Source organism: Saccharibacillus sp. CPCC 101409 (assembly GCF_030518235.1).
Lineage (GTDB): Bacteria > Bacillota > Bacilli > Paenibacillales > Paenibacillaceae > Saccharibacillus.
The window spans coordinates 353,646-365,136 of the sequence record NZ_JAULSA010000005.1; the positions used below are offsets into that span (position 1 = coordinate 353,646).

General features: G+C 43.3%; 15 protein-coding genes. All 15 read right to left on the reverse strand.

From position 1 onward, the window contains the following. Positions 1 to 5: 5 nt before the first annotated feature. Positions 6 to 473 (reverse strand): DMP19 family protein, encoded by a 468-nt coding sequence (locus QWJ34_RS14245; protein WP_302728774.1) that lies wholly within the window; start codon positions 471 to 473, stop codon positions 6 to 8. Positions 474 to 714: 241 nt separating this feature from the next. Beyond that, positions 715 to 1,317, reverse strand: a complete 603-nt coding sequence (locus QWJ34_RS14250; protein ID WP_302728775.1) for a GNAT family N-acetyltransferase — start codon at positions 1,315 to 1,317, stop codon at positions 715 to 717. A 37-nt stretch (positions 1,318 to 1,354) separates the two neighbouring features. Beyond that, complete coding sequence (locus QWJ34_RS14255; RefSeq protein WP_302728776.1) at positions 1,355 to 1,936, reverse strand: DUF6155 family protein; 582 nt, start codon at positions 1,934 to 1,936, stop codon at positions 1,355 to 1,357. Continuing rightward, positions 1,933 to 2,739 carry a sugar phosphate isomerase/epimerase family protein gene (locus QWJ34_RS14260; protein ID WP_302728777.1) on the reverse strand — a complete coding sequence of 269 codons (807 nt, stop codon included), beginning with the start codon at positions 2,737 to 2,739 and terminating at the stop codon, positions 1,933 to 1,935. Before QWJ34_RS14260 ends, QWJ34_RS14255 begins: the two co-directional genes overlap by 4 nt. A gap of 114 nt (positions 2,740 to 2,853) precedes the next feature. After that, the gene (locus tag QWJ34_RS14265; RefSeq protein WP_302728778.1) at positions 2,854 to 3,468 is read right to left on the reverse strand and encodes a histidine phosphatase family protein; all 615 of its coding nucleotides are present in this window, start codon (positions 3,466 to 3,468) and stop codon (positions 2,854 to 2,856) included. Between the two features lie 245 nt (positions 3,469 to 3,713). Continuing rightward, on the reverse strand, positions 3,714 to 4,136 hold the full coding sequence (locus tag QWJ34_RS14270) for an HIT family protein (RefSeq protein ID WP_302728779.1): 423 nt from the start codon (positions 4,134 to 4,136) through the stop codon (positions 3,714 to 3,716). Beyond that, positions 4,133 to 4,768, reverse strand: a complete 636-nt coding sequence (locus QWJ34_RS14275) for a hypothetical protein (RefSeq protein ID WP_302728780.1) — start codon at positions 4,766 to 4,768, stop codon at positions 4,133 to 4,135. The genes QWJ34_RS14270 and QWJ34_RS14275 overlap by 4 nt, the downstream gene beginning before the upstream one ends. 24 nt (positions 4,769 to 4,792) lie before the next feature. Then, positions 4,793 to 5,641 (reverse strand): ASCH domain-containing protein, encoded by an 849-nt coding sequence (locus tag QWJ34_RS14280; RefSeq protein WP_302728781.1) that lies wholly within the window; start codon positions 5,639 to 5,641, stop codon positions 4,793 to 4,795. A 33-nt stretch (positions 5,642 to 5,674) separates the two neighbouring features. Beyond that, positions 5,675 to 6,289, reverse strand: a complete 615-nt coding sequence (locus QWJ34_RS14285; RefSeq protein WP_302728783.1) for a lysozyme inhibitor LprI family protein — start codon at positions 6,287 to 6,289, stop codon at positions 5,675 to 5,677. A gap of 237 nt (positions 6,290 to 6,526) precedes the next feature. Further along, entirely contained in the window at positions 6,527 to 7,399 is an 873-nt protein-coding gene (locus tag QWJ34_RS14290; protein ID WP_302728785.1) for a GNAT family N-acetyltransferase, read from the reverse strand. Between the two features lie 36 nt (positions 7,400 to 7,435). Then, positions 7,436 to 8,185 (reverse strand): nucleotidyltransferase domain-containing protein, encoded by a 750-nt coding sequence (locus QWJ34_RS14295; protein WP_302728787.1) that lies wholly within the window; start codon positions 8,183 to 8,185, stop codon positions 7,436 to 7,438. Between the two features lie 11 nt (positions 8,186 to 8,196). After that, complete coding sequence (locus QWJ34_RS14300; protein WP_302728789.1) at positions 8,197 to 8,832, reverse strand: Type 1 glutamine amidotransferase-like domain-containing protein; 636 nt, start codon at positions 8,830 to 8,832, stop codon at positions 8,197 to 8,199. 138 nt (positions 8,833 to 8,970) lie between these two features. After that, on the reverse strand, positions 8,971 to 9,540 hold the full coding sequence (locus tag QWJ34_RS14305; RefSeq protein WP_302728791.1) for a hypothetical protein: 570 nt from the start codon (positions 9,538 to 9,540) through the stop codon (positions 8,971 to 8,973). Positions 9,541 to 9,736: 196 nt separating this feature from the next. After that, positions 9,737 to 10,234: a hypothetical protein gene (locus tag QWJ34_RS14310; protein ID WP_302728793.1), complete on the reverse strand. Its 498-nt coding sequence runs from the start codon at positions 10,232 to 10,234 to the stop codon at positions 9,737 to 9,739. 135 nt (positions 10,235 to 10,369) lie between these two features. Further along, complete coding sequence (locus QWJ34_RS14315) at positions 10,370 to 10,828, reverse strand: hypothetical protein (protein WP_302728795.1); 459 nt, start codon at positions 10,826 to 10,828, stop codon at positions 10,370 to 10,372. Between the last annotated feature and the right edge of the window lie 663 nt (positions 10,829 to 11,491).

Genomic DNA, 11,491 nt, shown 5'->3' on the forward strand with positions numbered 1-11,491 from the left:
GATCGTTATATTTTCCGAATCTCTTCAAGCTCTTTTGATACTATACTCCATCCGTCGGAAAGATACCGAATCAAATTATCCAAAATATTTCGATCTTCCGAATACAAGTACAGTCCCTGAGCCAGCTTTTCGATAGTCTCAAAATGCTGTCCATCCATCCGCTTTCTTATTTCCTCCATGATCCTTAAATCTTCCGAAGCTTTGATCAATTTCAAGGCTGCTATCGTTTCATTCAAGTATCTGCCGGAGGAATTTCCGATAAAGCCCACAATGCCGCTCATTGTTAACTCTATGTCGAAGTCAATGATCAAAATAATAGTCCTTAAAGATTCCGGCAGCTCACGGACACTATCTCTTATTGAGCGGGCTTCTTCTGTATAGATTACGCTCAGGATGTGCTCTGCAAGCTCGACGGGCGAAAAGTCCTTATGCGTCGGAATCAACAGCTTGATCTTAGGGTTGGGTATGCTCACGGGCTCACCTCGCTTTGCTGATTGCGATCTGCTTCATCTTTTCGATTTGAAAATCGTCCACGTATCTGGCTGATATTTCACCTTCCCCAAATGTAAATGTCATTTCAAATACTTCTTCTTCGACCTCTGTCTTTCATAACGCAGATCGATCAAGCTCAAGCCGCTGCCGGCCAACTGCTCGCTCCAAACCCGATTAATGATGTGCTGCGAAGCATTTTAGCTTTGATTAGAATGTCCGGTTTCACGTCTCCAAATACCCCTCCAGCTTCTTTTTCACCCCGGGCCATTCCGAATCCAAAATACTGTACAGATGCGAGCTGCGGGTATACCCGTCGTGCAGGATGCGATCCTGTCTTAACGTGCCTTCCCGAACCGCGCCGATCCGTTCGATCGCGTTGTTCGATCTTTCGTTGCGGATATCCGCTTTGAGCTGCACCCGCACCAACTCCAATTCCTCAAAGCCGTACTTCAGCAGTAAATACTTACTCTCCGTATTGACTCTCGTCCGCCAGACCTCCGGTATATACCACGTCCAGCCGATCTCCAGGTTTTTATTCTCCAAAGAAAGATTCAAGAACCGGGTGCTGCCGACGATCCTGCGCAGCTCCTTATCGTACACGGCAAACGGGTACTCCAAACCTTTTGCTTTCATGCTCAAAGCGTCGTGTACGATCTGCCGCATCTCTTCGAGCCGCTGGACTTTCTTGGGCAAATACGTCCAGATTTCCGGGTATGCACTGCTGACGAACAGTTCTTCGATATGCTTCTCTTCAAGCGGAATCAGCTCGACACGGGTTCCTTGCAGATGGATATGGGTTCCTTGCAGATGGATATGGGGCAGCATTGGACTCCTCCTTAATCAACACTTCATCGGACTCTTCTTAAATCTCTTCCATATATTCATAGTAACATCCGGCTAAATAATCGTAGAATCCCCATCCAATTCCTCGAGCATTATCGACGATATCTTTTAATCTGTCGTTAAATTGTTTAGATAAAGCTTGATTGCTCTGAATATTTTTTAACGCATTCTTGTACATCTTCTCTATACTTGAATAAAAATTCTCATCGATATCGCCGTACATATTGGTAAATTCGACGCCGAGTTCGACGTAATAGATCATCAAATCCAGGATCTTCACTTCATCGTCGCTAAACTTTCCAAAGTCGGAGATGGCTTTCTTCGCATTGGATAACTTGAGTTTCGCAATACCGCGCTGCGGGAAAAATTCTTGCAAGATAAGACTTTTGGATTTTTCGTATAATTCTTCAATTGTCTCTTCGGGATTCATGAGGATATGGATATAATTTTTCACGTCGCCGCTCATTCTATAGCAATCAAGCATCATTGAAATCAGTGCATCCTTATCATAGGTTTTCAATGTTTTTTTGATCGCGGGTATCGTTACTTTTTTTTGTGCGTTTTTTGTTTTTTCTTGCTCGGAACGGTCTTCCGCGCTCATTTTACTCCCCCGTTCTGTATTGAAAAGCCGCTGTATTCCGTTTTCATTTGCTCCAACTTCTTCGCCTGCCCAAAAGCTTTCAGCAAAAATTCTTCCGCAGACAAGTCGAGATAATCCCAGTTCATCGCCTCGATCGAGATTCCTCCCGCATAACCCGTTTCCGCGACTTTTTGCATAATTACAGCCCAGTCGAGCGTCCCGTCAAAAGGCAGTCCATGCTGCCCCCAGCTTCCGTTATTGTCGTGCAAATGCACAGCCTTCAAGCGCTCGCCGTATTCCGCTAACAAGTCTTGCTCCGGATAATACCGATTATGGTGACTGACGTCGTAACAAAAGCCGATTCGAGGCGAATCCACAGTATCCAATACATGCGTCAAATTCGTGAGATTCCATAAATTTTCCACCGCCACATTGACGCTCCGCCGCTCCGCTCTATCCACAATGCGTTTAAACCGCTCCATGGAAAAAGGATTATGGATATGCTCTTCGTCCGGCAGATGAATGACCATGGTCGGGATTTCCAGGTCCGCACAATCTTCAATACACCCCAGGTAGCAATCGACCACTTCTTCGCCCGCCGCGTTATTCAGCCAAAGATCATTTTGCTGTTCGATCGGGGCATGAATGTTTTCGATTGTCAGCCCCGCTTCCCGCGCAAGCCGCGCTCCGCTTCGATACTCTTCGCCGCGGCCAAACCCTGCGCTCCACCACAACATCACTCCGTCGAAACCGGCCTGCTTGATCGCTCGATACCGTTCTTCAATCGGCAGCTCGTATCCAAACCAATCGTAAATACTGATCATAGAGAACGCTCCTTTTTATTGGAAGATCAAAATATTACTTTCCTTTACACCCGCTCTTTCAATTCCTCGTAAGCCTCTTTGAGCCACGGATGAACCACGCAACAAATCCCGATCCTATAGGTGCTCCAGCATGTTTTCCGAAGTAAAGGCCCACTGCCCGTCTATGTATTCGACTCGATGCCACGCCGTATTGGAAGCTGGAAACGACTCGCTTCGATTCGTCCATTCCAATCCTTTTAAGATATGGTAAACGATATTGATCACCCCGCCATGCGTCACAACCATTACGTTTTCTTTATGATTCTTGGCCGATTGTTCCTCGCATAATTGGTTGAAAGAAGCTTGAATACGCGTATAAAAATCCAGAGGACTTTCCCCGCCCGGGTACTTTTCCTCCATCTGCAAACTCGAAAAATATAGCCCGGGAAACCGTTCGTTCACGATCTCATGGGGCATCCCGGCAATCACGCCGTTATTCGTTTCCCGCCAACGGCTGCTGCGTTCGATCGGCAAATCCATGAATCGGGCTATCTCATTCGCTGTGTCCAACGCCCGCTGCAAATCGCTGCTCACGATACGCTGTATTTGAAAAGTGCTTGGATTATGATCCTTCAGATACCGCCCCAGCTTCTCAGACTGCCGATAACCTTCCACATTCAGCCCTCGCTGACTCCATCCTCCGCGGTATCCTTCATCGTCTGCGCCGTGTCTTACGAAATAAATGGTCAAACTGACTGCCTCCCTATATATGAAAATATGCTGTTCCATTAATTCGAACGCGGATAGCCTCGATATAGTTTGGAATGCTTTCAGGTAGTACGCATCGTCCAGTCGATTCGATGAATGCGATAGATCTTCTTCTAAAGAAATCGCGTTTTCCCGGACAAAGATATCTCAATCAGCTCATAGGGGAAATGCTCGTTTTCTTCGATCAATTGTTTTCATAGCCGTCGTTACCTCAAACGCATTTTACATCAACCGTTTAACGCGTTGATTATCTTTTCCCTAGTCTGACTCAAACGCTTCTCGGCGCCATCCGGATGCAGCGGCTCTCCCCAGGTGAAACCGTCGCCTTCGTATCTGGGAATCAGGTGCATATGGTAGTGATCCAGATCGTTGAATTTACCGCCGTCTTGACACACTCGAATACCGTCGGGTTGGAATACATCTTTTAGCGTTTTCGAAAGGATCTTGGAGGCGTCCATAATCGCGTAAGCGGTTTCCGAATCTATTTCGTCAATCTCTTTATAATGCCGCTTGGGAAGGATCAGCAGATGCCCTTCGTTGAAAGGAGCAATATCCAGCACACCCGTAACAAGTTCATTTTCGTAAACGATATTCAGGTCCGGCTCAATACCGTTGGCGATTCTGCATCCCAGACACTCGATCACAGTCATCTCTCCCATCCTTCAAGAATCGCCCGGACTTCGTCGCCCGTTCGTTCGATAAACGCCTCGACGATGTCCGACGTAATGGAGCGCGGCGGCGTTTGCGGTTTGTTCGCCGGTTCTTCGAACCAGCGGATCGTACGCAGCCTCCAAGCATCCACTTCCCGCTCGCTCAGCAGAGGGCTCATCGCATACGCGGGTGCTTGGAGCAGTCTCTCCCACACGGGTTCTTTCCACGCAGCCGTTTCGTAAAGCCGGAAATCGACGCCGTCCGTATCCGCGTAATATCTATTCTTGATCTCGCTGTCGGGAACTCCGTCCTGCTCGGCCCGCCGCTTAAAATCAGCGTATACGTCAAGTCCCCATAGATAGTCGGTCAGCACATGGGCAAAGTAACCTTTGACGTACAGATGCCAATCTTCTCCAGGGTTTCGGCCGATCCATTCGGCGTAATGCCGTTTCAATCGGTCGGGAGCCGTTTCTTTGCCGCCGAAATGAGTGCGAAGTTTGTCTTCCCGGCCGGCTCCTTTTCTCATATGAATGGCGTCCGGTGCAATACTCCCCAGTACGAAAGCGTCCGGAACGCGGCTTCCTTCGAAATACCGGACTGCGACGCCAAGGTGAACCATGGGTAAAGGCATGATGAATGCTCCTTTTTATAAAAATCAATTGTAATACGAACCGTCGTCCGCATAGACCGCCGCTGTTTGAAAGTAAAAATACCGCATTTCCTGCTCTTGATTCTCTGCATACATTTCCTGGAACCAGTCTTCTTGCATCGTCTCTTCGGTAAATACGGAAGGTCGCCACAAGCTTAATCCGATATCCGCAAATATGTATTGGGTTTCGTCTTCATGATCTGCTTCGGGTTTGGAAATACGGCTCAAGATTTGAACGAGTTCGTTCGCCTTCGTATTGAATACATCGACGTTGTAGCATGTGCAGTCGAAGAACTCTTTAAATTCAGAAACGATTTCAATAAATTTAACTTTCCCGCTGCGATCGTATTCAAGTTTAAAAGTATTCTCAAAAAAACCGGAGTCGTTCGTGTCTTTTTTATATTGAGTGACATAGTGCCGAACAGCCTCGTCCGCCTCCGATCGGGTCATCCCCAATTTCAATTTTCCGATTCCGATACCCGGCTCGATGATAAGTTTATCTGTACGCATTTCAGCATTTCTCCTAATCCGGATTCCAAGCGCGCCCCAATCCGCTTCCTGCTCGGGCGTGTAAATATCGTAAGTGCCGTCTACCATTTCCTGCATCGTCCATCCTTCACAATCAAAGTCGCTAAAAGGCATCGCTCGATACAGCTCTTCAAAAGTCCCATGCTTGTATAAAGCTTCAACGGTTACTTCTACAGCTCTCTGTCGACCGGGTAAACATTCAAACCGGATCGTATCTCCTACGCCAATCGCTCTTCTTCTCTCGTCATTCAAGCGCACTTCGACTTTCTTACGCCCCGAACAGACCGAGTCAAAATACTCCGGGAACAAAGTCATACTATGCTGCATTGCATTATCTCCTTTTACAAGCGAGCAAGATTATCAATGGTCATATACGAAATCCACAGACGCTCTATCCAGACTGAACCTGTACTCCATCAGCTCGATCGCCCGGTCTCTAGTCCTCTTTAGCTGAACCGCTGCCAACTGCACATTCCCTTGACTCCCAAAATGCCTGGTAAAGATAAATTTGTCGCTAACAAAGTCAGTATCGTCATCCATATAAGACTGCCAGCTTTTTTGAGATTGCTCGAGTTTGATCCGATCTTCTTCGTTTAACGACGGGTATAAATGTTTAAGCGCCGCGTCGACTTCATCCTGCCATTTCAGGGTATATCTCGCCTCAAACGCTTCCCATTCCAGGGTTGTAGACGTATCACTTGTTTGAAGTTTTGTCAGCTCGCGCCGGTAATCTCGATCAATCGGGTTATCGTTAATTATCTTCGAAAAGTCTTCATTCCCCTGGTAGTCGCCATAGTGGCTGCTTTCGTTGATCTGCGTTTCCAAGTTACGGTTTATTTCGTTCGCTTGAACAAGCTTTTCTTGTAAATGAGTGTTTCTTGCATGCAGTTCTCCGGTTACGGCTATGTAAGAAGCAGCGCCAACGATTACCATCATCAGCATACATACTCTATAAAATAATATTTTTTTGTTCATTCATCTCTTCTCGTTTCAGGCTGTATGCCGCTTTTTATCGATTTTCCATTAAACGGGACAAGTGACTACTTTCTAAAGTCATCATGGGGATTTAGATTCAAATAACGAAATCAATTCATATCCTTCCGGAAACGGATTCATATCGGAATTCCCTTGCGTGTTTGTATTTGATCAAATTTTTTTGTAATCTGCGGTTTTCGGATGTTCATTTCCAAAAAAATCCCTTTCCGCATCATGCTAATATTCGAATTTCAGTTGAAGCGAATCACAGACCGGCACATAGCCGATCTTTTGATAGATGCTGTTGGATGTAGGGTTTGCCAGGTCCGTGTATAAGACGCAGCGGGTAAATCCTTTATCCAGGGCGAGTTGACTGATTTGCGCCACGATCGAAGTCGCATAACCTTTTCTGCACTCGTACGGAGGCGTATAGACAAAGGCTACTCCGACAGCTGTCTGCATCTCTCTTGTATATCCGGCCATGGAAACGGGTATCCCGTTGTCATTCTCCAAAATATAGAGTTTTTTCGATGCTATTCGGTAGAGGTAAGGCGCTGCGTCTTGCGGGATGGACATTTCGGTACTGCCGTAGCTCCCCGCTGCATGAAAAGCTTCCGCCCAGTAGGGGAAAAAGTGAAGGTCCTTTTCATCCAGCAGCCGGATGACACCGATCTGCTGGATGTCTGGATTTACCGCTGTAAGTTCGTATATCCGTTGGCTCATCGTCGTTTCCAAAGTGATTTCCTTACGCGAGGCATAGGCTTTAGCAAAAGACTCCGCCAGATTTTTTTCCGTTGTCACTCCTGGAATTTCATAGTCCTTCAGGCCATCGATCAGGCAGTTTATAGCTTCCGGGTTAATGAGGTTATCCGCTGCGTAAAGCGTAATATTGTGCGGCGGTGTCATCAGCGCGATAAGTTGTATGCCCCGATTATCCGAAATCGTGACCATAAGCCAATTTGCTGGGTCGCGCCAATCGGTTTTGTCTGTTCCTTCATGTCCGATTATGATATTGCCAAGGAGAATCATATTTTGCGCCTCATGACGCATCAGCACTTCATGGGTATCGTTGTAGAACTCATGCACATCCGTATACAATTTGAATTGCATAGGAATTCCCCTTTCAACTTTCCTGAATTAGAGTCTTCATTCCTTCATTGTGTTCAAAGCACTCTCAAAATAGCGATATACTTCATCTGCAATGGGCAGAAACTCTTCGACAGGTACATCGCTATCCAGATAACAAGCATACAGATCATCAACTAAAGCAGGGTCAATCTCACAATAGTTCAATATGGCGTTCTTCATCTCAAAAATGTCGTCTTCCCATACGCCTGTGTTTTCTATTATCAACGAGTACAAGGCACGAAGTAATCTCTTGGAGTACCCTTTGATATATCTGTTTTTCATCGCGCTGTCGGCAGCCTTGGAAAGCCAACCGTGTATACGATCGATTTCCTCCTTGGTCTCTGTATTCAAGTCTACAATGAACGCTGGAGAAATCAGGATCGGCGGTACTTTTTCGCCAACGTCATCCCCATATACGCAAACGCAAATGACCTTCACCCAAAATCCCCACTCATGCGGCTTATTTAATACATCGTCCACCGAGCAAAGGATCGTATCGATCTTCGTGACCAGCGGATATTCTTTCAAAAGCTCGTCTTTAATCTTTGATAATTTTTCGTAATCGATATCTTCCGGATTTTCACATACAAGAGTAAAGTCCGCATCCGATTTAAAAGGTTTGGCCGTTCCTTTTGGAATCGAGCCGCACATATAAATACTATGAAACTTACCTTTGAATTCGGTACGTATGCGATCGATATACTTATCAACCAATTCCTTATATTCACTTTGTATATCAATGGTATGGATGACTTTTTCCAAGATCATATGTACTCCTCCTAAATCAAAAAATTCTTCCGGTTAACTAAGATCGAGATATATTCCTCTTCTTTAAGCCTTGTCACCTTGCAGTTCTCATTGGATTCAAATTCTACGATTCTCTCTTCAATAGTTTGATTCGTACTGTTTTTAAACAGGTCTTCTCGATCATAGTGAGGAAAAATAAGTTTATCGGTTACCCCTAATGCCGTAAAATCCGTTAGATTCATGGTGTTCATCTCTGGAGTAAAGAAATCGACAATATTAATATTCGGCCCCAGTACCAATGCTCCAGCACTTACGCCAACTATAATGACATGCTGTGCGGCCAATGTTTTAATGATTTCATCAGCACCGCTTTTCTTAGCGTGATACAACAAGGTAAATGGATTCCCGCCATTGATATATATGATATCTCGATGTATAAGCATTTGCGGGTCATCAAATTCGATATCCACAAAATTGATGTGCTGAAATCCCATGTCTTTGAACTCATGCATCGCCCTTTGTGCATACCTATTATCGTTTTTGCTAGGGGAAGCTGTTGTAATAATAGAGACCTTTAATTGAGAAAGATCTCGATCCATAAAATCCAGGAATTGATTTTTAATATCTTCCGTACAAAAACCGCAAGAGGTCAGCAACAAGCTGCTCATTGAAATCCCCCGTCCTTAAATAGTTCGTCTACTCTTTATCATTTGATTTCTGCTAATGTTGCTGTATCCACGACTAAATGTGTATAGAGTGTCCGGCGAGTGCCGAGTAAAGGTGGAGTCATATTCTTCTTCGAAATATTAAAAAACTCGTATAGATCTTAAATATTTTTCATCTTCTTTATAAGTGCAAATCTGATTTGTATCCTGGCCATTACAAATGGAAAAGTATCCTTTAGAAGTAGCAAACCCTATGCCGTTTAAAATCCAATTTGAAGTTGTTTTTTCGACCTCTTCTGAAATCGACTTACTTGCTATCAATGTGGACTCGAATCGCTGTTCAATAATCTCTATTCCAACAATCTCTGCTTGAATAAATCCTAGAAACTCTTGCCGATCGTTGCGCCATTCATATTCAAATTTTCCGTATTCCCCAAAATCCCATTTTTCTATTTCGTGTGCTCTGTCAATTAAATTTACGGACAAAGCCAACTCTTCTAATTTGTAATTACAAATTTCCAACTGACACGAAGTCAATTCTAAAAGGATTGGAGAATCTTCATTCCACTCTTCATCAATTTTGTTTCGCATTGAAAACACATTTATAATTCTCTGTGTTTTCAGCTTCTTTAGCTGAGAAGCAAAATCGTGCATAATTTCAATACTTGTACTATAAAATCGCGGTTCATAGTTTTTGATTCCAAATTTCATTATCTGTTCCCCTGCTTCACATGATTTCATCTAGCATTCCTATATTCACGTCCCGACGCATACTGAGTGGCCGGCGAACACCGGATCAAGGGCGTATGCTTGCAGCGTGAATATGATATTAGTTGAAGTTCTTCACTTCTTGTTCAGAGCTATCAACAATGGCAGACCTTTCAATTTGTTTTTTTACGTTCTTCTTTTATCTATCACTTTTTAAGAGTAATATGTTCGTTCCTGTAAGTTTCTCGAATTCACCATACATTTCATCCCATGTCGATGGATATTTATTCGATCCTTCAATTTCGTGTTTTGTTCTATCTTTGAACGTAATAATCATTCCCCATTGATGTCCATCTAAAATCTGATCGTTTATATATTTTTCTTTCCAGTCTAAAAACTCATATTTATTGGCTTTCTTTAAAAAGCTTTTTATCTTTTTATCTGAAAGCTTAATAACCTCATCGTAGCCATCATTTTCGAGAGAACGATCTCTTTCTATAGTATTATCAATATTCCGAGCATACTTATAAAAATCCTCGTTCACAAAATTTATATTATATTCATTATTACGCATCCCAAAACTATTGTGATATACGTAGATTTCACTAACCTCATTCATTTTATTAGAGGCATGTTCACATGAAGTGAGAACTAAGAAAATTGATAATATTAAAATAGCATTTCGTATTAAATTCATTCTCGTGCATCTCCTTTATCTCAACCCTCACACAAACAATTAATCGGAACGCATTTTATCTTTTATTTATTGAGACCAAGGATGGCTGCAGCGTGAAGATTAAGGGAGTAGTAACCGGCTTTTTGGATCTCGTCTTCAATCCCAGTAGTTATAAATGACTTCCCCGATTCTTACCGCTTGCCAGTATTCAATCATTTTTTTCTCCGGCTCTTTCAGCCTCTTTAATTGATCTTTTTGTAAGGGTCGATTCAATAAATCTTCTGAAAGCACTTTATAGCTCGGCTCTAACAGGGATATCATAGTTTTGGGTCCATCCACAAATTCAATGCCTCCAAAATCAACGACTGAAGCGAAAGCGACAAAGGAATAAATAGAATGTAAAAGGATATAAAATTCTTTCTCTTTGCTTTGTATCTTGTAAGTATAAAAATTTTGGTTGTTAGTTAAGAATTCTTTACCGATTAGTTTGCCGCCTTCTGCCCTTATTGCTCCAAATAGATAAATTTCGAATTCTTTATGATCTAAACGCTTTAAATTTTCATCCGTATTAGAAAAGCCGGTGATTCCAGGTTTCATGACTTCAATGATCTTCATCGATTCACCTACTAAAATTTAGATTGTATAAGTTTTAAGGACTTTCTTCGTTTTCTTCTTTATAAAAACATTCTCTGTTCTTACATCCATATGTAATTTTCGAGTCAAAGTCTTCGTAATAGATGACTTCATCAAACAAAGTAAGAAGCGATCCTCTAAACTTCGCACTTTCTTCACCTTCGAAAATGCCGGTATCCAGAAATTTCGAAAATCCCAATGTTCGATCTTCTTCAGTAATAGCTTTATAGGTATATATTTCATTTAACTCCGTCTGTAAAGTATTCGTGAAATTAATGAACTCCCCCTGCTTATTAAATTAATAAATTAGATCGATAGTTAAATGCTTATCTAATTGGTAATCGATACAAGTTCTTGTTTTCGTCTTGGGACAAGAACTTGTACGGGTAAAACAAAAAAGCCGCTAACATATAGCGACTTTCAGCGGAACAATGTTCTTGTCCCTCGACAACAAGAACATTGCCCCTGCGATTCAAAAGTAGATCCGGGTCGAAAAATTAGCCACGGAAGCGTTGATCGCCTGACTTCGCTTCCCGGCTTCTTCCCTTCTGACGATCCAAGGGCTGCGAAGGCCCGATGCGTGAATATGATGTTGGTATTCTCAGTTCATCCCCGGCTCGTTCGGAGATGAACTTTTTCTTTATA

Coding starts and splice junctions, on each gene's coding strand:
- QWJ34_RS14315 (WP_302728795.1), bottom strand. CDS start 10,828: ATGAAGATCATTGAAGTCATGAAACCTGGAATCACCGGCTTTTCTAAT.
- QWJ34_RS14260 (WP_302728777.1), bottom strand. CDS start 2,739: ATGATCAGTATTTACGATTGGTTTGGATACGAGCTGCCGATTGAAGAA.
- QWJ34_RS14300 (WP_302728789.1), bottom strand. CDS start 8,832: ATGAGCAGCTTGTTGCTGACCTCTTGCGGTTTTTGTACGGAAGATATT.
- QWJ34_RS14275 (WP_302728780.1), bottom strand. CDS start 4,768: ATGCCTTTACCCATGGTTCACCTTGGCGTCGCAGTCCGGTATTTCGAA.
- QWJ34_RS14295 (WP_302728787.1), bottom strand. CDS start 8,185: ATGATCTTGGAAAAAGTCATCCATACCATTGATATACAAAGTGAATAT.
- QWJ34_RS14255 (WP_302728776.1), bottom strand. CDS start 1,936: ATGAGCGCGGAAGACCGTTCCGAGCAAGAAAAAACAAAAAACGCACAA.
- QWJ34_RS14305 (WP_302728791.1), bottom strand. CDS start 9,540: ATGAAATTTGGAATCAAAAACTATGAACCGCGATTTTATAGTACAAGT.
- QWJ34_RS14280 (WP_302728781.1), bottom strand. CDS start 5,641: ATGCAGCATAGTATGACTTTGTTCCCGGAGTATTTTGACTCGGTCTGT.
- QWJ34_RS14310 (WP_302728793.1), bottom strand. CDS start 10,234: ATGAATTTAATACGAAATGCTATTTTAATATTATCAATTTTCTTAGTT.
- QWJ34_RS14250 (WP_302728775.1), bottom strand. CDS start 1,317: ATGCTGCCCCATATCCATCTGCAAGGAACCCATATCCATCTGCAAGGA.
- QWJ34_RS14285 (WP_302728783.1), bottom strand. CDS start 6,289: ATGAACAAAAAAATATTATTTTATAGAGTATGTATGCTGATGATGGTA.
- QWJ34_RS14290 (WP_302728785.1), bottom strand. CDS start 7,399: ATGCAATTCAAATTGTATACGGATGTGCATGAGTTCTACAACGATACC.
- QWJ34_RS14270 (WP_302728779.1), bottom strand. CDS start 4,136: ATGACTGTGATCGAGTGTCTGGGATGCAGAATCGCCAACGGTATTGAG.